Annotated in this window: 19 protein-coding genes and 1 tRNA gene; 14 read left to right on the top strand and 6 right to left on the bottom strand. The window is 50.9% G+C overall.

What is annotated here, in order from left to right; translation table 11 throughout:
* Positions 1 to 281: 281 nt before the first annotated feature.
* Positions 282 to 1,457: an MFS transporter gene (locus ACYVH9_RS01670; protein ID WP_460634549.1), complete on the bottom strand. Its 1,176-nt coding sequence runs from the start codon at positions 1,455 to 1,457 to the stop codon at positions 282 to 284.
* A gap of 159 nt (positions 1,458 to 1,616) precedes the next feature.
* Positions 1,617 to 1,991, bottom strand: coding sequence for a hypothetical protein (locus tag ACYVH9_RS01665; protein WP_460634548.1), 375 nt, complete (start codon positions 1,989 to 1,991; stop codon positions 1,617 to 1,619).
* A 302-nt stretch (positions 1,992 to 2,293) separates the two neighbouring features.
* On the opposite strand from ACYVH9_RS01665, the gene ACYVH9_RS01660 reads away from it, so the two are divergent.
* From ACYVH9_RS01660 to ACYVH9_RS01610, 11 genes are all read left to right on the top strand, one after another.
* Entirely contained in the window at positions 2,294 to 3,247 is a 954-nt protein-coding gene (locus ACYVH9_RS01660) for an RraA family protein (protein WP_460634547.1), read from the top strand.
* A 120-nt stretch (positions 3,248 to 3,367) separates the two neighbouring features.
* Positions 3,368 to 4,636, top strand: a complete 1,269-nt coding sequence (locus ACYVH9_RS01655; protein ID WP_460634546.1) for a mandelate racemase/muconate lactonizing enzyme family protein — start codon at positions 3,368 to 3,370, stop codon at positions 4,634 to 4,636.
* 3 nt (positions 4,637 to 4,639) lie between these two features.
* Positions 4,640 to 6,079 (top strand): alpha/beta hydrolase family protein, encoded by a 1,440-nt coding sequence (locus ACYVH9_RS01650; RefSeq protein WP_460634545.1) that lies wholly within the window; start codon positions 4,640 to 4,642, stop codon positions 6,077 to 6,079.
* 10 nt (positions 6,080 to 6,089) lie between these two features.
* Positions 6,090 to 7,295 carry a mannonate dehydratase gene (gene uxuA / locus ACYVH9_RS01645; protein ID WP_460634544.1) on the top strand — a complete coding sequence of 402 codons (1,206 nt, stop codon included), beginning with the start codon at positions 6,090 to 6,092 and terminating at the stop codon, positions 7,293 to 7,295.
* Between the two features lie 55 nt (positions 7,296 to 7,350).
* Positions 7,351 to 9,456, top strand: a complete 2,106-nt coding sequence (locus ACYVH9_RS01640; protein WP_460634543.1) for an alpha-glucuronidase family glycosyl hydrolase — start codon at positions 7,351 to 7,353, stop codon at positions 9,454 to 9,456.
* Positions 9,457 to 9,484: 28 nt separating this feature from the next.
* Entirely contained in the window at positions 9,485 to 10,261 is a 777-nt protein-coding gene (locus ACYVH9_RS01635; protein ID WP_460634542.1) for an SDR family NAD(P)-dependent oxidoreductase, read from the top strand.
* Between the two features lie 24 nt (positions 10,262 to 10,285).
* Entirely contained in the window at positions 10,286 to 11,164 is an 879-nt protein-coding gene (locus tag ACYVH9_RS01630; protein WP_460634541.1) for a sugar phosphate isomerase/epimerase family protein, read from the top strand.
* Between the two features lie 87 nt (positions 11,165 to 11,251).
* Positions 11,252 to 12,640, top strand: coding sequence for an enolase C-terminal domain-like protein (locus ACYVH9_RS01625; protein ID WP_460634540.1), 1,389 nt, complete (start codon positions 11,252 to 11,254; stop codon positions 12,638 to 12,640).
* A 62-nt stretch (positions 12,641 to 12,702) separates the two neighbouring features.
* Positions 12,703 to 13,182: a response regulator transcription factor gene (locus ACYVH9_RS01620; protein WP_460634539.1), complete on the top strand. Its 480-nt coding sequence runs from the start codon at positions 12,703 to 12,705 to the stop codon at positions 13,180 to 13,182.
* Positions 13,183 to 13,296: 114 nt separating this feature from the next.
* Positions 13,297 to 13,827 (top strand): DUF4199 domain-containing protein, encoded by a 531-nt coding sequence (locus ACYVH9_RS01615; RefSeq protein WP_460634538.1) that lies wholly within the window; start codon positions 13,297 to 13,299, stop codon positions 13,825 to 13,827.
* Between the two features lie 34 nt (positions 13,828 to 13,861).
* Complete coding sequence (locus tag ACYVH9_RS01610; RefSeq protein WP_460634537.1) at positions 13,862 to 14,248, top strand: VOC family protein; 387 nt, start codon at positions 13,862 to 13,864, stop codon at positions 14,246 to 14,248.
* 78 nt (positions 14,249 to 14,326) lie between these two features.
* On the opposite strand, the gene ACYVH9_RS01605 is transcribed toward ACYVH9_RS01610, so the two are convergent.
* The 3 genes from ACYVH9_RS01605 to ACYVH9_RS01595 all read right to left on the bottom strand — a co-directional run bounded on the left by ACYVH9_RS01605 (position 14,327) and on the right by ACYVH9_RS01595 (position 17,711).
* Positions 14,327 to 14,400, bottom strand: a tRNA-Pro gene (locus ACYVH9_RS01605).
* A gap of 103 nt (positions 14,401 to 14,503) precedes the next feature.
* Positions 14,504 to 16,879 carry a M1 family metallopeptidase gene (locus tag ACYVH9_RS01600; protein WP_460636434.1) on the bottom strand — a complete coding sequence of 792 codons (2,376 nt, stop codon included), beginning with the start codon at positions 16,877 to 16,879 and terminating at the stop codon, positions 14,504 to 14,506.
* A 223-nt stretch (positions 16,880 to 17,102) separates the two neighbouring features.
* A complete protein-coding gene (locus ACYVH9_RS01595) occupies positions 17,103 to 17,711 on the bottom strand; it encodes a HupE/UreJ family protein (protein ID WP_460634536.1) in 609 nt (202 codons plus the stop codon).
* Positions 17,712 to 17,875: 164 nt separating this feature from the next.
* Between ACYVH9_RS01595 and ACYVH9_RS01590 the strand changes: the two genes are divergently transcribed.
* The 3 genes from ACYVH9_RS01590 (at position 17,876) to ACYVH9_RS01580 (ending at position 20,158) form a co-directional block, all read left to right on the top strand.
* Positions 17,876 to 18,847 carry a zinc-dependent alcohol dehydrogenase family protein gene (locus tag ACYVH9_RS01590; protein ID WP_460634535.1) on the top strand — a complete coding sequence of 324 codons (972 nt, stop codon included), beginning with the start codon at positions 17,876 to 17,878 and terminating at the stop codon, positions 18,845 to 18,847.
* Between the two features lie 152 nt (positions 18,848 to 18,999).
* Complete coding sequence (locus tag ACYVH9_RS01585) at positions 19,000 to 19,689, top strand: MotA/TolQ/ExbB proton channel family protein (protein WP_460634534.1); 690 nt, start codon at positions 19,000 to 19,002, stop codon at positions 19,687 to 19,689.
* Between the two features lie 76 nt (positions 19,690 to 19,765).
* On the top strand, positions 19,766 to 20,158 hold the full coding sequence (locus ACYVH9_RS01580; RefSeq protein WP_460634533.1) for an ExbD/TolR family protein: 393 nt from the start codon (positions 19,766 to 19,768) through the stop codon (positions 20,156 to 20,158).
* A gap of 49 nt (positions 20,159 to 20,207) precedes the next feature.
* Here ACYVH9_RS01580 and ACYVH9_RS01575 read toward each other — a convergent pair whose 3' ends face one another.
* Positions 20,208 to 21,224, bottom strand: coding sequence for an FAD:protein FMN transferase (locus ACYVH9_RS01575; protein WP_460634532.1), 1,017 nt, complete (start codon positions 21,222 to 21,224; stop codon positions 20,208 to 20,210).
* Position 21,225 lies beyond the last annotated feature (1 nt).

Below are 21,225 nucleotides of genomic sequence, written 5' to 3'. Positions count from 1 at the left end.
TCTATTATACCGAAGAACCTTTGCTTTTCAACATTAGTAAATTTGCACAGATATTTAATAAACTTTTATATAAATAATTACTTTGTGTTTGCCGGTGCTATCCCTATTTAGGGATATAGGTAATTATTTCTGCTACGTACTGAAAAGCCGCAGCTGACCGTTTAACTACAAAAACCGTTAAGCTAGCCGTTTTGGGTTGTTCTAATGAGCTGACAGGAGATTAGTAGCTACGTTCGTTTTTCGTAAAGATATTCATTCATTTTCACCCTACATTACCTCTACTAGGCCTTTTTCGGATAGGGGTAGAGGTACACAAACGAAACCAGTGAAAACACCGCAATCAGCATGAAAGCCAGCGAAAATTGGTCGGTTTTGTTATCGTATAACCAGGCTGATAAAAAGGCTCCCAAACCGATACCGGCTTCCAGCGCAATATACATCGTAGCCAGCGCCCGGCCACGGTTTGCAGAACTGCTCAAATCGACCGTCCAGGCCTGAGCCGTCGGAGAATACATCCCCGACGCGATTCCGAATACAACCCCGGCTAGTAAAAAAGACAGAATGGATGTACTGAATGCCAGCAAAAGCATAGCAACTGTGATGATCAGCGAGGCAATGCGCAAAATCGGCCGCCGACCATACTGATCCGAAACTTTGCCGGCCAGAAACCGGATAGCCAGCGACGAAATGGTAAAAACCGTAAAAAACAGCCCTTTATTACCCACGTGCAAGGCTTCGCTGAAATCCGGAGCTAATGTAATGATGGCTCCGAAGCTAAACGAATTGAGAAATGTAACCAGCGAGGGAGCGAATACGGCGGGTTCGAACACATCCCGACGAGAAATTCGTAATAAACTCCAGCGAAAGGGCACGCGCTCTTTCAGGGTTTCTTTCATATTCAGTAGAATGATGATGGACAACAGCGCCAGCGTTGAGGATGTGTAAAACAACAGATTCAGGCCAAATGAAGCGGTTATCCAGCTGCCGATGGCGGGCCCGAACGCCATACCAATACTACCGCTTAATCCCAAAACGCCCATAGCTTCGCCCCGGCGTTCGTCGGGAACAATATCGGCCACATAGGCCGACGTGCCGGTTGGCTTGAAGCCAGTTGAAAAACCGTGAATCAGGCGTAACAGCAGCAACCCAGCGATTCCGTTGAACCAGGCAGAGGCCACAACCGGATACAAAAAACCGCAAACAAAGCAGACCAATGAACCAAAAGCCATGACCGGCACCCGGCCAACCGTGTCTGTCAATCGCCCGCTGAACGGCCTGGACAACCCGGCCGTTAGCGTAAACAGGCTGATAATGTATCCTTTATATTCTGCGCCACCCATGCTGGTCAGGTAACCGGGCAGTTCAGGAATTAACATATTGAAGCTGGCGAAGAAAAGAAACGAACTCAGGCAAAGAAGAAAAAAGGCCGTTGTGTAAATCGTGCGGGGTTGTTCCATCTGCAAAAGTAAACAGTTTTCGGTTTTCAGTTAGCGCAGGCGCTGGCGATAGCCAACGGTTAAACTGAAACTTACAAACTGTAAACAAAAAAAAGCTACCTCCGATTCGGAAGTAGCTTTCCTGCGCTTTCTTAACCTAAACTAATCCTACAGAATCTATTAATTCATGGAAATCATACGGGTCGGTTCCTGCACCACGGGTTTGCCGATGTTGACCGTTTTTTTAACGCTACCGCCTGATGATACAAATTCCAGTTCATATTCTCCATCCGCCAACTCGCTCACATCCAGCTTCGCAGCAAATTTGCTTTCATTTTTGCCGATAAATCGCTTAAAGAACACTTCGTTGTTTTTACGCAATATTACCGTTACCGGCGTTGCCGCTGACTTTTCAACGGCCACCCAGATTTTGTTTTGGTTTGTCACAAACGTGCTGGTTTCAAACGAGCGCGTTTTAGGGTTGTTCGGAGTGGCCGTTACCGTGTTCGCGCTCAACAGCGCAGCGATGATCAGAGTACCAAATAATGCTTTCATGGTTGTTCGTATTTGTTGTTAGTTGATTATGATTGTTGTTGTTACTGTTCTGCTTACTATATGCCAATTGCTGTGCCAATACGATAACACACTGATAATCAGCAACGGCTTTTTTATTGACGACGAGAAGTGTACGAAGTCGGACAAATCTTGTCCGTATGCGAACAACCTGGACACCATTTTCGGAGATCTTGAAGCTGCTACTCATATCATCTATTTAGCACGTATGAAAACGGGTAGAAATTTCTAACTTTTTCCTTCTTTTGTTCATATTCAAAACCTATTCTTGGTTCCTGAAAACTATGATGAAATCGGTCATTTTACCAGCCGTTGCGGTTTTCCTGTTCGGCCTGGCGACGGTGTCGCGTGGGCAGCAAATTTCCCGCGAAGAACTAATCTTTTTGACCCCGGAGTGGAAAGGCGAACGCTTTCCTGACGGGCGACCCAAGGTGCCGGATGCCCTTCTGAAACGCATGAAACTGGTGACCCACGAAGAAGCCTGGGCCACCATGAAAGGCTCCAACTACAAGTACCAGTATGCCGAAGGTTGGCAAACCATCAACCCCGACAGCGTCTTGGTGGGCCGGGCGCTCACGGCGACGTTTATGCCTGGCCGTCCTGATGTTCACCGGGTGACAGACAAGAAAGGCCACGAAAAAGATGGGCGTGTAAAATCACAAAATGCTTGGCCCATCGACATGCTCGTCAGAGGAGATGTGTACGTCGTCGATCAGTTTGGAATGCACGAAGACGGTCCCACCATCGGCGACAACCTCGGCAACTCCATTTACGCCAAAACCGGGAACGGTATTGTGTACGAAGGTGCTATTCGTGACATTGCAGGCCTGAAAGAAATTGGCGGTTTTACGTCCTACTTCCGCAGCTATCACCCCTCCCACCACCTCAACAATCCTGATGGCGAACTGAACACCACGCTGGTCGGTATCAACCGGCCCACCCGAATTGGCAAAGTAATGGTAATGCCCGGTGATATCGTGCTGGGCCGTGACGGAGCGGTTACTTTCGTTCCTCCGCATCTGGTAGAAAAGGTGGTAAAAACGTCGGAAATCGTGCGGCTCCGGGATATGTTTGGCCATCAACGCCTGCGTGAACAGAAATACACCCCCGGCCAGATCGACAACCGCTGGTCGGCCGAGATCGAGAAGGATTTTTCCCAGTGGCTCAACGCACACGTGAATGAGCTTCCAGTTCCCAAAGAGCAAATCCAAGATTACTTAAAAAACCGTACCTGGTAATACGAAGGTGTTCGCCGGGTCAATTAAAGTGAAAAGAGTTTAGCAGAATGAATCATTAACTCCGCTGAACTCCTGCTTATCAACTCCGCGAAACACTTCTTCACAATCTCTATCAAACTCATGACTTCCAGAAGATCTTTTCTTACCAAAAGTGCCATTGCCAGCGTTTTTGCTGCCACTTCCAGCTTCGGAGCCGAACTAGAAACCGCCGTCGAACGAGCCCCCCTGTCGTCTGCGCCATCCGACCTAAAAATTACGGATATCAAATGCGGTTACATCCGCAACGGACACAGTTTGTTCGTCAAAATTCACACCAACCAAGGCATCTGGGGTTGCGGAGAAGCCGTCGATGCCACACCCGGAACGTACCACCTGGTGAAGATGATGGCCCAACGCATCAAAGGCAAAAGCCCCCTGAACGTCAACCGACTGTTTGAAGACATTCGCAAATCCGGTTTTTTTGAAGGCGCGCAAGCTGGTATGTTCATTGCCGTTCTTTCCGCCGTCGAAACGGGTTTGTGGGATCTGGTCGGAAAAGCCCTTGGCTTACCGGTTTATCAGTTGCTGGGCGGAAAATACCGCGACAAAATCCGGGTATATTGCGATACCGGCACCTATCGAGATACCGACAAAAGCACGAATAATTTTGCGCAAAGCGCTACAGAAGCCGTCAATATGGGTTTTACAGCGGTGAAATACGACATTGATGAGTGGAATGATCCCAATAAATACGACCGCTACAACTGGACTGCCAGCCCCGGCGAACTGGAACGGATGTACAACCAGATTGCCGCCGTTCGGAAAGCCGTTGGTCCTAAAATTGACATTTGCGTCGATATGCACGGGCGGTATGATGTGACCACCGGAAAACGCGTCGCCAAAATGATGGAACCGCTGAACCTGATGTTTCTGGAAGAACCGATTCCCGCCGAGAACGTCGAAGCGTACAAGATCATTTCCGAATCGACCAGCACACCCATTTGCGCGGGAGAAAACCATTACCTGGCCTACGGTTTCCGCCGGATGCTGGAAATCGGCGCTGTTGACATCATCATGCCAGACCTGCAGAAAGCGGGTGGCCTGGGCGAAGGACAGCGGATCGCCAATCTCGCTAATCTTTATTATGTGCCGTTTGCTCCGCACATGGTAGCCTCGTACCTGGGTGCGATGGCCTCCAGCCACGTTTGTGCGTCGGTGCCAAACTTCATGATTCTGGAATGGCAGATTTATTTCCACGAAGATCCGATGTTCAAGGAAATTGTCACCTTTGATGGACCGATGGTAAAAGACGGTTTCATTCCGCTGTCCGAGAAACCGGGTATTGGCGTTGAAATCAACGAAGCAGGCATGAAAAAATATGCGCCGAAAGATGTACCGTTTTTTGTCTAAATGATGAAAGAAACCTTTTGCCGTGGTGTCGGTACGGTTTTGCTGGTTGCTCTGTTGGCCGCCCAAACGGTATCAGCACAAAGTCCGGATTTTCAGAAAATGACGCCGGAAGAGCGAACGGCATACATGAACAAGATGCGCGCGGCTGCGCAGGAAGACTGGCAGAAAATGATGGACAAGCTTGGCTTGAAACTGCCCGTCAACCTGCCCGCGCCCGCCGATGATCCGAAACGGCCGCAGCACCTGAAACAGCGCCCTAATTCGACCAACTGGTACGACGAAAAAGGAAATACGCACGTCCGGTCGGGTTGGGGCAACTGGACCAACTACGATGAAACCGTTGCCAACAACGACAAACTACCCGATCCGCTGGTGCTAAAAAACGGCAAAACCGTCAAAAATGCCGCCACCTGGTGGAAACAGCGTCGCCCGGAAATTCTGCAGGAATATGAAACCGAAGTTTTCGGCAAAACTCCTACGAACACGCCCAAAGTCACGTTTGAAGTCACGGCGACCGACCCCGGCGCATTGAACGGCAAAGCAATCAAAAAAACGATTATTGGGCATATCGACAATTCAAGGTTTCCGGCCGCAAAACCGGGCATTACCATTACGTTGTACCTGCCAGCCAACGCATCCGGCCCGGTACCCTTGATGGTGGTTGCTACGACTAATTTTAATTTCCCGACCCCGGCTGGCCCCACGGCACTGGATATGGTTTTGTCGACTGGCTGGGCATATGCCCGCGTCAATACCGGCGACATTCAGATGGACAGTGGAGCCGGTTTGCACGAAGGCATCATCGGGTTAGTCAACGAAGGCAAAGACCGCCAGCCGAATGAATGGGGTGTGCTCTCGGCCTGGTGCTGGGGCCTGAGCCGCGCCCTCGATTATTTTGAAACCGATAAAGCCATTGATTCGAAAAAAATCGGAATTCAGGGGCATTCGCGCTGGGGCAAAACCGCGCTGCTGGCCGGAGCACTGGATTCCCGTTGGGCAATTGTCTTTTCGAGCTGCTCCGGTTCACTGGGCGCTTCGCTCGAAAAACGGAATTTTGGCGAAACAATCGATAATGTAGCCGGCTCAGGTGAGTATCATTGGATGGCCGGGAACTTTCTGAAGTATGGCGGCAATTGGCAAGCCATGCCCGTCGATGCCCACGATCTGATTGCACTCGTATCACCTCGCCCTATTTTCATTACCGGCGGTACTCAGGATCAGTGGGCCGACCCGCACGGTGAGTTTTTGGCCTGCGTGGCTGCGAGTCCGGTGTACGAATTGTTGGGCAAAAAAGGCGTCGGAACGAAGCAGATGCCCGCGCCGGATGTGTCGCTGATCCACGGTGATCTGGCATTTCGGAATCACGAGGGCGGTCATACGGATTTGCCCGACTGGCCGGTTTTTCTGGAGTTTGCCAAAAAATATTTTAACAACACGAAATAAAGTTTTTTTAATGGGAATGCTACAAACCATGCGCTGGTTCGGGCCGCATGATCCGGTTTCGCTGATGGATATACGCCAGGCGGGTTGCACCGGAATTGTGACGGCTTTGCACCAGATTCCGGTCGGTGAGGTCTGGACAAGTGCGGAAATTGAACAACGAAAACAACTGATCGAAGCCGATAATGAACGGTATTCGCCGTTGCATTGGGCGGTGGTCGAAAGCCTGCCGGTTCACGAAGACATCAAAAAAGGGCGACCGGCCCGTGATCAGTACATTAAAAATTACAAAGAATCACTGCGGAATCTGGCCGCTTGCGGCATCACCACGGTTTGTTACAACTTCATGCCGGTGCTCGACTGGTCGCGGACCAACCTGAGTTATGAAATGCCGGACGGTTCATTGGCCCTGCGGTTTGTCTGGGAAGATTTCGCAGTTTTTGACCTTTGTATCCTGAAGCGTCCGGGGGCCGAAACTGACTACGAACCAGAAGTGATCGAGTCGGCCCGTACCAAATTTGCCCAGATGACCACGGAGCGGATCACCGAACTGAGCAACATCGTTTTACTCGGGTTGCCCGGCTCCGAAGAAGCCTTTACGCTATCGACGTTTCAGGGGTTGCTAGACGACTATTCCACCATTGATGACCGGGCATTGCGGGAACATCTTTATTATTTCATCCGGGAAGTGGCTCCGGTGGCGGAGTCAGTTGGCATCAACTTGTGCATTCATCCCGACGATCCGCCGAGGCCGCTGCTGGGTCTGCCGCGCATCGTCAGCACCGAAGCTGATCTGGCCGAGTTGATGACTGCCTGCGACATCACCGCCAATGGAATCACCTTCTGTACCGGTTCGCTGGGCATCCGCCCAGACAACAACCTGCCGGGCATGGTTCGGCGGTTTGGTAACCGGATTCATTTTATCCATTTGCGAACGACCAAGCGGGAGGCTGATCCACGTAATTTCCACGAAGCCGACCACCTGGCGGGCGACGTAGATATGTACGCGGTCATTAAAGAGATTGTGCTGGAACAGCAACGGCGGGAAAAAACCGGTATGGGTGTCACCACGATTCCCATGCGCCCCGACCACGGCCATCAGATGCTCGACGACCTGCACAAGAAAACGTATCCGGGCTATTCGGCCGTCGGTCGGCTGCGCGGCCTGGCCGAACTGCGGGGATTGGAGTTGGGAATTACGCGTTCACTGGCAGAGTAAAATTTGAATTATTTCGTAGATGGGGCCGCCCCGTCTACGAAACAAGCTTTAACCTATGAATTACAAAATAGCATTTTTCCTACTGCTTGCAACGCTTTGCCGAGCCGGAGCGCCAGACCGCGACGACGGTTACCGCTTATGGCTGAAGTATGACTTGATCAGAGAAGCCCCTAAACGAGCTGCCTACGCCCGTTCAACGCAATTCATTGTTTTGAGCAAGAACACACCGGTTTTGAAAACCGCTGCCGCAGAGCTACAAAGCGGCTTACAAGGCTTACTTGGTAAAACCGTGCCAATTGTTGCGAACGCAGACGGCAAAACCGGCGGTATTGTGCTTACAACCAGCGCCAGTTTATCACAACTCAACAACGACGGCTATCAAATTGCCGGAAAGCAAAACATTACGGTTTCCGGCAAAACCGATGCGGGTGTGCTATACGGCGTGTTTGCGTTGCTGCGCCAACTACAAACCGGGCAATCTATTGACAACCTTTCGCTGGCCAGCAATCCCAAAATTCAGGTTCGGATGCTCAACCACTGGGACAACACCGACGGCAGTATTGAACGGGGGTACGCCGGTACGTCGCTCTGGAAATGGTACGAACTGCCCGAACGCATCGACCCGCGCTACCAGGATTACGCCCGCGCCAACGCGTCCATCGGTATCAACGGTACGGTCGTTAATAATGTCAACGCCAGTGCCCGGTTTCTGACCGCTGAGTACCTGGAAAAAGTGGCTGCGCTGGCGAATGTATTTCGTCCCTACGGAATCAAGATCTATCTGTCCGTCTATTTTCCAGCTCCGAAAACCATCGGTGGCTTAAAAACCGCCGATCCCCTTGACCCCGAAGTCAATAAATGGTGGGCCAATAAAGCCAATGAGATTTATAAACTCATTCCGGATTTTGGTGGTTTTCTGGTCAAAGCTAATTCGGAAGGCCAACCCGGACCGCAGGATTATAACCGCACCCATGCCGACGGAGCCAATATGCTCGCCAAGGCGCTGGCTCCGCACAAAGGCTTGGTCATCTGGCGGGCGTTTGTTTACAAAGCCGATCCAAACGGCGATCGTTTCAAGGCTGCTCATGAAGAATTTCAGCCGCTGGACGGCCAGTTTGAAAAGAACGTTATTGTACAAGTAAAGAATGGCCCGATTGACTTTCAGCCGCGGGAGCCGTTTTCGCCCATCTTTGGCATGATGCCCAAAACACCGTTGGGCATGGAATTTCAACTGACGCAGGAGTACCTCGGCTTTGCCACGCACCTCGTTTATGAAGCGCCTATTTTCAAGGAATGCCTGGATTCGGATACGCACGTCAAAGGCAAAAATTCGACAGTAGCCCGGGTTATTGACGGCAGTCTCCACGATTACAAACTGACGGCCATCGCGGGTGTGGCCAACACCGGCTCGGATCGCAACTGGACGGGTCATCCGTTGGCCCAGGCCAACTGGTATGCATTCGGTCGGCTGGCCTGGGATCATTCCTTGTCGTCGGACGCCATTGCCAATGAATGGGTGAAGATGACATTGACTAGCGAACCCACTTCCGTCAAAACCATTACGGACATGCTGCTGAAGTCGCGGGAGATTTACGTCAATTACAACACTCCGCTGGGCCTCTCACGTCCATGGACAGGGGTGCATTTTTCGCCCGAACCCTGGCAAAACCGCAGTCCCCGCCCCGACTGGACGGCCGTTTACTACCACCGCGCTGACTCCATCGGTCTGGGCTTCGACCGAACCGCCAAAGGGAGCAACGCACTCGCTCAGTACCATCCTGATGTGCAAAAGCAATGGAGTAATCCCGAAACCTGCCCGCTTCCTTATTTGCTCTGGTTCCACCATGTTCCGTGGACGAAAAAACTGAGTTCGGGCCGAACACTCTGGGATGAACTATGCACCCGCTTTTACACGGGTGCTGACTCCGTTGGATGGCTGCAAAAGCAGTGGGCGCAGGTTCAAAAAGACGTTGATCCCGAAACGTTCGCCAACGTAACCGGACGGCTAGCGACGCAACAGAAAGAAGCCATCTGGTGGCGCGATGCCTGGGTTCTGTACCTCCAGGAGTTTGCCCGGCAACCCATTCCAAAACCGTTTAAAAAACCGGAGCGCAGTCTCGATGAGGTGAAACAATTGGTAGAAATTTACAAGATGCGGTAAAGCCGCCGAAACCATAAAACGAAAAGACGTGCAATCCAACGAAAACCAACTCAGTGTATTCTCATTAACGGGCAAAATAGCCCTGATTACAGGTGGAGGAACCGGTATCGGTCTCGATATTGCCCGCTGCATGGTGCAGGCCGGTGCCCGCGTTGTTATTACTGGCCGCCGGGAAGAACCGCTCCGCGAGGCCGTTGCGCAACTCGGTCAAACGGCCCATTATTTTACCAACGATGTTACTGATTTGACAGCGCTGGAAGCGTTGGTAGGTCAAATCGAAAACACCCTTGGCCCAATTGATATTCTGGTGAACAATGCAGGAATCAACCTCAAAAAACCGGCCCTGGAAGTCACCGACGAAGAATTTAGCCGCATCATTCAGACGAACCTGAACGCCGTTTTTGCCCTGACCCGGGCCTGTGCCCGACGGATGGTTCCCCGACGTAGCGGCTCCATTCTGATGATTTCATCGATGGCAGCCTACTACGGCATTGACCGGGTGGTGGCCTATGCTGCTTCCAAATCGGCGGTGGAGGGTATGGTGAAGGTACTGGCGTCAGAATTTTCGCCCCATAACGTTCGGGTGAATGCCATTGCCCCGGGCTTCATCGAAACCGCCATGAGCAAAATTGCCATGGGGAGCGATCCCGACCGGCGCGACCGGGCCATGCGCCGAACCCCGATGGGCCACTTTGGCAAACCGGAAGATATTGGAAATGCCGCCGTTTTTCTATCGTCGGAGGGGGCCCGCTATATCACCGGCGCATCGCTACCCGTCGATGGGGGCAACTCTATCGGATTTTAAATCAAAGCAAAACCGCTCCGTTCCATGACTAAAATAACCCGAAAAAACTTCCTTGAAGAACTATCACTGCTAACCGGCGCGTCCCTGCTGGCCGGCCCGGCCATCGCTTCGGTTCCTACTTTTAAAAAGCCCCAGATGAAACTGGGTCTGGTTACCTATCTGTGGGGTAAAGATTGGGACGTTCCGACGCTGATAAAAAATTGCACTACCGCCGGAATTGGTGGCGTCGAATTGCGGGTTGAACACGCCCACGGCGTGATGCCAAATTTGTCGGCCGCTGAACGGGCTGAGGTTAAAAAGAAATTTGCCGATAGCCCGATTAAGGTGGTCGGCATGGGAACGAACGAGCAATACGACTCGCCAGACCCGGAGCGGTTGCGCAAATCCATCGAGCGCACCAAAGAATTCATTCGGCTGAGCGCCGACGTGGGTGGTTCGGGGGTGAAAGTAAAACCGAATCAGCTTCACAAAGAAGTGCCCACCGAAAAAACGCTGGCGCAAATTGGGCAGGCCCTCGACGAACTGGCGAAGTACGCGGCTGATTTCGGGCAGCAAATCCGGCTGGAGGTACACGGTAACGAAACGCAGGAACTGCCGAATATCAAAACCATCATGGACCACGCGCCGAACAAGAACGCAACGGTTTGCTGGAACTGTAACCCGGAAGACCTGCACGGAAAAGGGCTGGAGTACAATTTCAATCTGGTCAAAAAACGGTTTGGTGACATCTGCCATGTTCGCGAGCTGAACGATACCAGCTACCCGTACCAGCAGTTGATGGATTTGTTCGTCAAGAACAATTACAAAGGCTGGATTTTGCTCGAGTGCCGTACCAACCCAACCGACAAGGTGGCTGCTCTGATCGAACAACGCCAGATTTTTGAGAAAATGATTTCAAAATAGTCCCCGGTTTACGGTTTTCGGTTGGGTGACGCAGCTCAATTGGATACGTTAGGCCACTGTAAATTGAAAACCGTAAACCGCTCCTCCATGAACCGCCGGGAATTTATTGGTTACACAGGCGTATTGACAGCCGCTGGACTCAACGGTTTTTCGCTGAAAGCGCAGGCGATGAACCAACCCGAAAAGCCGTTGGCGAAGATCCGGATCAAGAACGTCAGCTCCAACTTCGAGCGCGAACCGTTGAATCCGTACCGGTTCAAGGGGAGTGCCATCACCGACAGCTGGCAGGCAATCGCCTGGCTGGAATCGGAATCGGGCCTTCGCAAAATCGGATTGGGAACCCAGGGCGTACTCTGGTCAGACTCCAGCGTGTTTGCCGCCCACTCCGAAAGTGCCGGCAATGCGCTCATGTACGCCATGAGTGAACGGGCGTTGCAACTTATCAAAGGCACGTCGTTTACTACACCCGTTGAGCTGCTGGATACGGTTTTACCAGACGTACTGGCGTATGGCAAAAAAATTACCGGTAATCCCGATTTGCGGAAAACCTTCGCCCTGAACGCACTGGTTTGCGTCGATAATGCAGCTTGGCTGCTTTACGCGCAGGAAAATAAAATGACCCGCTTCGACGAGATGATTCCGGCAACTTACAAACCAGGCCTCTCACATCGTCACAACAAGGTAGCCAGCATTCCGTCGTTTAGCGTGGGTACCACTGCCGAGCGCATCAAAACCGCAGCTGATGAAGGCTATTTCATCATGAAGCTGAAAACCGGTTCGGCGGGAACGCAGGCGGAAATGATTGAGAAAGACATTGCGTTTCTGACGGCAGTGCACAAAGCCATCGGGCATTACGAAACGCCTTACACGAAAAGCGGAAAAATTCCGTATTACTTCGACGCCAACGGCCGCTACGAGAAAAAGGAAACCCTGCTGCGGTTTTTAGACCACGCCAAAAAAATTGGCGCATTCGACCAGATTGCGGTCATCGAAGAACCGTTTGAGGAAAACAACGATGTATTCGTGGGCGATCTGGGCGTACGGGTAGCCGCCGACGAAAGCGCCCATACCGTTGAGGATGCGGCCCGCCGGATTGAGCAGGGCTACTCGGCTATTGCCGTGAAAGCGATTGCGAAAACACTCAGCATGACGATGAAAATCACGCAGCTGGCCTACGAAAAGAAGATTCCGTGTTTTTGCGCCGACCTGACCGTCAACCCGATTCTGGTTGATTGGAACAAGGCTGTTGCCGCCCGGCTGCCGCCTTTCCCCGGAATGACGGTTGGTTTGCAGGAAACCAACGGCCATCAGTATTACAAAAATTGGGCTAAGCTGATGTCGTATCATCCCAAAGCCGGCGCTTCGTGGACCCAAACGCAGAAAGGTGTTTACCTGACGGACCAATCGTTCTACGATCAAAGTGGCGGTATTCTGGAACCGTCGGCCCATTATGAGTCACTTTTTGCGGATAAATAAGTTGTAAAAAGCGGTTTCAACCCGTTAATCTTCTATTTCCAGTTGATGCCCTGCCAATAGAAATGCATGTGTTCGTCAAATTCCTGATCCGAAATAAGCCGACCATCCTCTACGGTATTTCGCTGGCACTACTCTTATCTTTGCTAAAATGGCTGGAGTTACGGTTTTTGATTATTAACCACACCTTCGAAGTATACATCGGAGCCATTGCGCTTGTCTTTACGGGTTTGGGCATCTGGCTCGCTCAAAAATTGACAAGCCCTACCATCAAAACCGTTGTTGTTGAAAAAGCCATTTACCGAACCGGACCTACCGGTTTTATTCTGAACGAAGACGCGTTGGCGAAAACCGGCTTAAGCAAACGTGAACTGGAGGTGTTGCAACTGATGGCCGAAGGACTCAGCAATCAGGAAATCGCATCCCGTTTGTTTGTCTCGCTCAATACCGTCAAAACACATTCGTCGAATGTGCTGGAGAAAATGGATGTCAAACGCCGGACACAGGCCGTTGAAAAAGCCAGACGACTCCTGCTGATTCCCTGAGCGCTCCCACCAAAGCATGAATTTCGGCTCGCTGATCGTAAATCACCCGAAAGGATGAGTGGCAAACGAACACTCATTCCCAATTTTGGCCCGAACCAAACCCGTCTACTACCGATGAAAAAAATCATTTTGATCTGCGGCCTCATTTCCGGTTTTATCCTGACCGCGGTGATGGTTGTCTCGACAGCCTTATGCTATGCGAACGACAAGTTTGAAAGCAACATGGCGCTGGGTTACGCGTCGATGGTGCTGGCGTTTTCGATCATTTTTGTGGGTGTCAAAAATTACCGGGATAAATTCAGTAACGGCACATTATCGTTCGGCAAGGCGTTCCAAATCGGCTTGTACATTACACTCATTGCGTCTTCGATGTACGTACTGGTCTGGCTGGTCGATTATTATCTGTTTATACCGGACTTCATGGATAAATACACCGCCCACGTTTTGAGAGAAACCCAAAGCGAAGGTGCTTCGCCAGCCGAGTTAACCGCTAAAGCCCAGGAAATGAAGGGCTACAAAGAGCTTTATCAAAATCCGTTGATGGTGATTTTACTAACTTATGCCGAAGTAGTGCCGATCGGACTGGTTATTTCGATGCTTTGCGCTCTTCTGTTGAAGAAGAAACCCCAGGTGCAATCCGCCTGAATTGCCCATTCCTGCTTACATAACTTCCTTTTTTATGAAAATCGGTCTAACCAGTGTGTTCGTTCATGATCCACACGCTGCCTTTACCTTTTACACCCAAACCCTGGGGTTCCTCGAACGGATGTACGTTCCCGAAGCCCAGCTAGCCATTGTGGTTTCGCCCGAAGATCCGGCAGGCACGGGCCTGTTGCTCGAACCCAGCAACAACCCCATTGGCAAAAGCCATCAGCAAGCGCTTTTCCAGGCCGGTTTACCAGCCATTGTCTTCAGCACCCACGACATTCAGCAGGAATACGAGCGATTGACACAGGCTGGCGTCGTTTTCACCAAACCGCCTGTCATGACCGAGTGGGGCTTTATGGCCACGTTCGACGATACTTGCGGCAACCTGATTCAGCTCCACCAGTTACCCATCTCGTAAGGGTTTTAAACCCGGCCGGGTTTTGAACCCACACAAAAAAAGGCGAAACAGAATAGTTTCTGTTTCGCCTTAGGCCAGTCGGGATGGCGGGATTCGAACCCACGACCCCTTGCACCCCATGCAAGTACACTACCTGGCTGTGCTACATCCCGAATCGGGTGCAAACTTAATGAATAATGAACAATGAACAATGAATGAGACCGAAAGAATATCAATTCATCCCCAACTATTCACTTTTCATTGTTCATTTACGCTTTATTCATTTTTATTCGCTCCACCCTGACGAGCCGGTGGCTGCGTAGTCGAGCGTTGTTGTTGCATTGGGTTCGCACCACGGCCCGCCCCCTGTTGCTTGAACAACTGGAAACGCGTTGGCTTTGAGACCCGCGGGAACGAATTATTTTCGGTATCGATATCGGCAATTTCCTGGAAGGGGTCAAGCGTCCACTGGGTTACTTTTTTGCTGGTAGCAATCACCTTCTGAATCTGTACGTCATTGAACCGCCAGATTTCTGCGGGAAAACGCGCCACCGAATCCGTACCGTCTTCAAACTCCATCCGGATAATCACCGGCATCGGCAACCCGCCTTTGTTTTTCAGCGTCAGCGTATAGAAGTTGTTTTTTGACTCCAGGGTTTTCCGTTCATCTTCCGTCAGCGTCGCCAGGTAATCCTGGTATTTCTTCCGGTCGGTATCGGTCACGGCGTACGGATCATAACTGTTGTAAAAATCCCGCATGGTCGAGTCCTGGGCAACGACGGTTTGTTCTTTGGTGGCCGCATCCCGCATTTTGCTGATGGTTTTTGCGCGTCCTTCGGCAGCTGTACGGGCCAGTGCTTTTTCCACTTCCGGATTTTGGGTATTGAGCGTGTACCAGTCTACTTCCACCAAATCCTGATCGACGGGTTCGACGCCGTAGAACCAGCCTTTCCAGAACCAGTCCAGATCGACGCCTGAAGCATCTTCCATCGTTCGGAAGAAATCAGCGGGCGTGGGGTTCTTGAACATCCACCGATTGGCGTATTCTTTAAAAGCATAGTCGAACAACTCGCGTCCCATGACGGTTTCCCGCAGGATGTTCAGCGCCGTAGCCGGTTTGGCGTAGGCATTCGGACCGAGGCCAATGACGTTGTCGGACGAGGTCATGATGGGCGACAACACCGATTTATCGGATTTCATGTAATCCACAATCTGATTGGGCTCCCCGCGCCGAGTCGGAAACTTGTAATCCCATTCTTTTTCGGCCAGGTATTGACAGAACGTGTTCAAGCCTTCGTCCATCCAGGTCCACTGCCGCTCATCGGAGTTGACGATCATCGGAAAGAAATTGTGCCCCACTTCGTGAATAATCACCCCAATCATCCCGGCTTTCACAGCTTCTGTGTACGTGCCGTCGGGTTCAGGCCGACCACCGTTGAAGCTGATCATGGGGTATTCCATCCCACCGCCGGGTACGCCGTGACACGAAATAGCCACCGGATACGGGTATTTGAAGGTGCGATTTCCGTACGATTTCAGCGTGTGTTCGACGGCCCGGGTCGAATACTGTTCCCACAGCGGATTGCCTTCTTTGGGATAAACCGACATGCTCCAGATTTTGCGACCATCGCCGTAAACGTCAGTTTGCATGGCATCCCAGATGAATTTTCGGGAGGAAGCAAAAGCAAAATCCCGCACGTTATCGGCTTTGTAAATCCAGGTTTTTTTGCCGGTCGGCTTGGCTTTCTCAGCGGCTTCGGCTTCGGCCTGCGTCACAATCATAACCGGCGTTTTGGAGTTGGCCGCTTTCTGCATTCGTTGCGCCTGGGTGGGCGTCAGCACCTGTTTATAGTTCTGACACTCACCGGTTGCCACCACAACATGGTCGTTCGGAACTGTAATGGCCACCTTGTAATTTCCGAAGATCAGCGTGAATTCGCCCTGACCCAGAAACTGTTTATGCTGCCAGCCGTTGACGTCGTCATAAGCTGCCAGCCGCGGAAACCAGTGCGCAATAAAGTAATTATAGTTGCCGTCTTTTGCGAAATACTCGTACCCGCTCCGTCCGTAATATTCCGTAATCAGGTAATTCCAGGTAACGCCAAACGAGAAGGTCTGCCCCGTCTTCAGGGGAGCGGGCAAATCAATCCGCATCATCGTCTGGTTAATGATGTATTTCAACGGTTTTCCGGCTTTGTCTTTCACTGCCGTAATTTTGTATCCGTATTCACGATCCGGACCGCTGGAACGCCCCGCCCGTCCGCCGGTAGCCGTCAGGTTACCCAGCGAAGCCGCCGACATGCCATTGGCATTTACTCCTCCCGTCTGGGTAATGCCCCCGGTCGAGCCTTTTTCGAATAAATTCTGATCCAGTTGCAGCCAGATGTATTTCAGCTCGTCGGGCGAATTGTTGAAATACGTTACCGTTTCAGAACCCGTAATCTTCTGGTTGATATCATCGAGTTCAACCTTGATGTCATAATCGGCCCGGTTCTGAAAAAAATCACGGCCTGGCGATCCGGAAGCCGTACGAAACGTATTTGGAGTGGGCAACATCGGCCCCAGTTGCTCAAAACGATCGTTAGCCTTGTAGTTGGGCGACGATGGCGTTTGCGCATCGGCACCAAATACTATTGCGGCCAACCCCGCCATCAGTAGAGAAAATCTCAATTTCATAGTTGGGTGTCAAAATATAATTTGTAGATGAATGTGTGATGAAATTACTAAAAAGCCGCAACACTCTCTCTATACAGTATTGCCGGAAGGGTCATAGCTAACAAAGTTTCTATTTATACTTTATATTATCCTGACTTTTCTGGAAGAGAAAAATGCCAAGCTATTTCGGAACAGCTGACCACGAACTCTCAAACCGATTTTACCAAAGCTCGGCCAGGTACTCATTATTGATGATCAGGGAAAGGGCCATACCCGACACAATACCGGAGACAATCAGATTCCAGTCGTGCCGACGTACGCGAAGCATTTCAATCAGCACGAAGGCAATCGTGAGTATGATAAGGACAATAAAAATTTGCCCAAACTCCAGTCCCAGATTAAACGCAAACAACGGTTTAACAATACTGGACTGCTGCCCCAGCAAACTTCGGAGGTAATTTGAAAAGCCCATTCCGTGAATCAGGCCAAACACCAAGGCCAATACGTACCGGCCCGGCGATTGTTTGGGTTGCTCGTAGAAACGGCTTTTGGGCACTTTAAAGAAGAAGTTAGTGATGGCCGTAATTAGAATAGTAACCGGAATCAGCAGCTCGATTACATCCGTACTGTAATTGATGAGTTGCAGGGTCGCCAGCGCCAGCGTCAGTGAGTGCCCAACGGTAAAAGCCGTTACCAGAATCAGCACTTCTTTCCACTGGTTGAGGCTGTAAATGGCGCACAGGGCGATAACAAACAGGATATGATCATAACCACCGGGATCAGTAATATGCGAAAAACCCAATTGAAGGTAGGCCCAGAATTCACTCATGCGGTAGAGGGTAAGGGATTACTTATCTGTAAAAAATGTCATGTGTTCTGGCGCAAAAATAGAAAGTTTGTTCATTCAGAGCTAGTTTATAGCCGGTAAGTACCGATTGCCTTGTATTTTTGTGACGTATTCAGTGTTTACATTTCATCAGCCTTCCCTCTCCTATGCAAGCCGTCAATTTCTCATCCATTGGAAAACCAACCGATGTTCTTCAGGTTATCGACCTGCCTTTGCCCGAACCGGGTCCGGGCGAAGTACGGATTAAGGTGATCGCCAGTCCGATCAATCCATCGGACCTGATGTATGTCCAGGATTTGTACGGTACGCGCCCCGAATTGCCATCTGGCGTAGGTTTTGAAGGCGTTGGCCTGGTCGATCAATTGGGCGAAGGCGTAATGATGCGCACCGGAATCCGGGTGAGCTTTACGGCCCTTGGAGCCTGGTCGGAGTATGTAATTGCCAACCAGCGCAGTTTGATTCCGGTGCCCGATTCGTTGTCCGACGAGGTGGCGGCTCAGTTGTTTGTCAATCCTTTTTCGGCCTATGCGATGCTGGAAGAATCAGGGCTTCAGGCGGGTCAATGGGTATTGCTGACGGCAGCGGGTTCGTCGTTTAGTAAACTGGTGATTCAGCTTTGTAAGCTAAAAGGCATTCACACCATTGGAACAGTACGGCACAACGACCTCGATGATGAACTGGAAGCACTCGGCCTGACCGCGATCGTTAATACGGAAAAGGAAAAGCTCACGACCCGCGTTAAAGCCCTTACGGAAGGAAAAGGGGTTACGTGTGTACTGGAAGCGGTTGGCGGCAATACAGCTTCTGATGCCCTGAAATGCCTCGCCAAAGGCGGTACGATGCTTCTGTACGGAGCCCTGAGCCTTCAAAATCCTTCGTTCAATGTTGGTCTGATTATTTTCCGTGAATTAACGCTTAAAGGTTTCTGGCTTACAGACTGGATGCGCCGGGTCGATAGTCAGACGCGGCAGAACGTGGCCCGTAATGTGATGACCCTGCTCATTAGTGGAAAAATTCAGCTTCCCGTCGAAACCACGTATCCACTTTCTGAAATTCAAAAAGCCGTGGAACACAGCGAACAAGCCGGTCGTCGGGGAAAAATTCTGGTGAAAGTCTAATCAGTAACTTTTACGACTTTTCTGCTTATTGTTTCGTTATATTTGAAAACTCATTACTTACAATAAACCCGGGCAAGACGGCGTTGAAAAACGAAGCCTTTTACACCGGTACCATTGCAAGCACAAAACCGATTATCTGATTTACATCGCACATGATTCTGTTACAAGCTCCCGCCGTTGACTCTACGGCAGCCGCAGCTCCGGCCCAAAGCATGCAACTATTTGATCTGGTCGCCAAGGGGGGCTGGGTCATGATTCCCATCTCCATCCTGTTTTTTCTGGCTTTGTACATGATTATCGAACGCTGGCTGTTCATTCGAAGCAACACCCGGGTTGACGATAATTTCATTGACAACGTCAAAGACATGGTCTTGCAGGGCAATATCAAGTCAGCCGAATCATTTTGCAAAAACCAGCGTAACTCCATCGGTCGGATTTTTGAAAAAGCCGTTGGGCGCATCGGTTCTCCGATTAAAGACATTGAAGGCACCCTCGAAACCGTCGGCCAGATCGAGTTATCACGCCTGGAGCGTAACTTGGGCTATCTCGGAATTATCGCCGGTATTGCCCCCATGCTGGGTTTTATCGGGACGATCTCGGGGATCATCCGGATTTTCTACGACATTTCGCTATCGGATAACATCAGCGTGGGGATCATCGCCGGTGGTCTCTACGAAAAAATGATCACGTCCGGAGCCGGTCTGATCGTCGGGGTTATTGCCTACACGGGCTATCACCTGCTGAACATGTTCATTGAGAAGTTCACGCTGAAGCTGGAAATTAACTCGTTCGAGTTTATGGAAGTGTTGCAAAAACCGACTGAAGCCGCGCGGGTCAGATAAAATTCGTTTAAGGTTTCTCCTTTAAGGTTTGACGGTTTTCAACCTTAGAGAAACCGGAGACGTTAAACGTCAAAAAATGAAATTCAGAAGAAAACATAAGTTTGCCGCCGAGGTTGCAACATCGTCTCTGAACGACATCATGTTTTTCCTGCTGTTGTTCTTTCTGATCATCTCAACAGTAGCCAACCCGAACGTTATCAAGTTGATGCTTCCCAAGGCTTCTTCTTCCCAGCAATTGAGCAAGAAGCAGGTGACGCTCTCGGTTGACGCTGAGAAACGGTATTTTATCGACAAGAATCCGGTTTCGCCCGATAATCTGGAGATGGCCCTGCAAACCGTGATGAAAGACGTGGCCGAACCCACCATTGTGGTACGGGTTGACAAAACACTGGCCGTTCAGGACTTGGTCGATGTTTTGCAGACGGGGGCCAAACTGAATATCAGAATGGTCATGGCGACATCGAAATAAAACGGCGATTTTCTCCAAAGTATTTCAGACCCGTAAGGTTATCGAAACCTTACGGGTCTTTGCTTAAAGACCAGCTTCGTAATCTCCCGTTCCGGTTTTCGATCACCCAGACCGTTACACCCGGAAACCGTTTGATCAACCGTTTCCTTTTCCGAATTCCGGCCACACTGAATACCTTGGTCAAGGCATCCGCCTGTGCGCCCGTAGGGGCCAGCACTGTGGTCTGCACGTGATGGAGCAGCCCCAACCCCGTACGCGGATTCATTAGGTGTGAATACCGTTTGCCCTGGTGTTCGAGGTAGCGATACGTAGCCCCCGAAGCCGTTATGCCCGCGTGTTTCAGCAATAGCGTTGTGGTATCAGCCCCAAAGCCCGTCAAAATCCGCCAGCCTGGTTCGCCCGGTGGCGGCTCACTGATCCGAATATCGCCCCCAATATCCAGCAGCGCTGAATGAATACCCATTTTCTGAAGCACTTTCATGCCTTCATCGTTAGCAAACCCCTGACCAATGCCGCCTACATCCAGCCGCATGCCCGCTTTTTTCAATCGTATTTTCTGCCCTATTGGATCAAAAGCAATGTAGCGGTAATCTACCAGCCGATGTGCTTTTCGGAGATCGGACCGGGAAGGAAATACCTTACGCCGAACGGACCGTCGCCAAAGCTGTGACAACGGACCAACCGTCGGGTCGTATAACCCGCCAGATTTTCGGGCCAGTTCAACAGCCTGCCAGAGTACGTTGTATAAGTCCGGAGAGACACGAATCCAGTGACCGGAGCCGGCCGTAGCCGAAAGTCGATTGATTTCACTACCGTCCAGGTAATCACTCATGATAACGTTGAGCGAATCCATCCGGCGGTCAATGGCTATTTGCACAGCCCGGGCACTACTGTCGTTGGGAGCATAAAAAACTTTACGGTATTCAGTCCCGAACAGCCCGCGGTCAAACGTGTATCGTTGAAGTGGCTGCGCTTGAGCCGCCCAGCCAGTGAGAACACAACAAAGTGCCAAAAGCACCCTTCTCCCCTTCCAGAAAGAGTGATCGGGGCGCAAAACCCATAACATC

The sequence above is a fragment of the Larkinella harenae genome (assembly GCF_054780515.1).
The sequence above is the reverse complement of the archived record's forward strand: the minus strand, read 5'-3'. Positions and strand labels throughout refer to the sequence as shown.

Excerpts from the sequence above, each read along its gene's own strand:
- ACYVH9_RS01670 (WP_460634549.1), bottom strand. The coding sequence starts at position 1,457 with ATGGAACAACCCCGCACGATTTACACAACGGCCTTTTTTCTTCTTTGC.
- ACYVH9_RS01665 (WP_460634548.1), bottom strand. The coding sequence starts at position 1,991 with ATGAAAGCATTATTTGGTACTCTGATCATCGCTGCGCTGTTGAGCGCG.
- ACYVH9_RS01660 (WP_460634547.1), top strand. The coding sequence starts at position 2,294 with ATGATGAAATCGGTCATTTTACCAGCCGTTGCGGTTTTCCTGTTCGGC.
- ACYVH9_RS01655 (WP_460634546.1), top strand. The coding sequence starts at position 3,368 with ATGACTTCCAGAAGATCTTTTCTTACCAAAAGTGCCATTGCCAGCGTT.
- ACYVH9_RS01650 (WP_460634545.1), top strand. The coding sequence starts at position 4,640 with ATGAAAGAAACCTTTTGCCGTGGTGTCGGTACGGTTTTGCTGGTTGCT.
- uxuA (WP_460634544.1), top strand. The coding sequence starts at position 6,090 with ATGGGAATGCTACAAACCATGCGCTGGTTCGGGCCGCATGATCCGGTT.
- ACYVH9_RS01640 (WP_460634543.1), top strand. The coding sequence starts at position 7,351 with ATGAATTACAAAATAGCATTTTTCCTACTGCTTGCAACGCTTTGCCGA.
- ACYVH9_RS01630 (WP_460634541.1), top strand. The coding sequence starts at position 10,286 with ATGACTAAAATAACCCGAAAAAACTTCCTTGAAGAACTATCACTGCTA.
- ACYVH9_RS01625 (WP_460634540.1), top strand. The coding sequence starts at position 11,252 with ATGAACCGCCGGGAATTTATTGGTTACACAGGCGTATTGACAGCCGCT.
- ACYVH9_RS01620 (WP_460634539.1), top strand. The coding sequence starts at position 12,703 with ATGCATGTGTTCGTCAAATTCCTGATCCGAAATAAGCCGACCATCCTC.
- ACYVH9_RS01615 (WP_460634538.1), top strand. The coding sequence starts at position 13,297 with ATGAAAAAAATCATTTTGATCTGCGGCCTCATTTCCGGTTTTATCCTG.
- ACYVH9_RS01610 (WP_460634537.1), top strand. The coding sequence starts at position 13,862 with ATGAAAATCGGTCTAACCAGTGTGTTCGTTCATGATCCACACGCTGCC.
- ACYVH9_RS01600 (WP_460636434.1), bottom strand. The coding sequence starts at position 16,879 with ATGGCGGGGTTGGCCGCAATAGTATTTGGTGCCGATGCGCAAACGCCA.
- ACYVH9_RS01595 (WP_460634536.1), bottom strand. The coding sequence starts at position 17,711 with ATGAGTGAATTCTGGGCCTACCTTCAATTGGGTTTTTCGCATATTACT.
- ACYVH9_RS01590 (WP_460634535.1), top strand. The coding sequence starts at position 17,876 with ATGCAAGCCGTCAATTTCTCATCCATTGGAAAACCAACCGATGTTCTT.
- ACYVH9_RS01585 (WP_460634534.1), top strand. The coding sequence starts at position 19,000 with ATGATTCTGTTACAAGCTCCCGCCGTTGACTCTACGGCAGCCGCAGCT.
- ACYVH9_RS01580 (WP_460634533.1), top strand. The coding sequence starts at position 19,766 with ATGAAATTCAGAAGAAAACATAAGTTTGCCGCCGAGGTTGCAACATCG.
- ACYVH9_RS01575 (WP_460634532.1), bottom strand. The coding sequence starts at position 21,224 with ATGTTATGGGTTTTGCGCCCCGATCACTCTTTCTGGAAGGGGAGAAGG.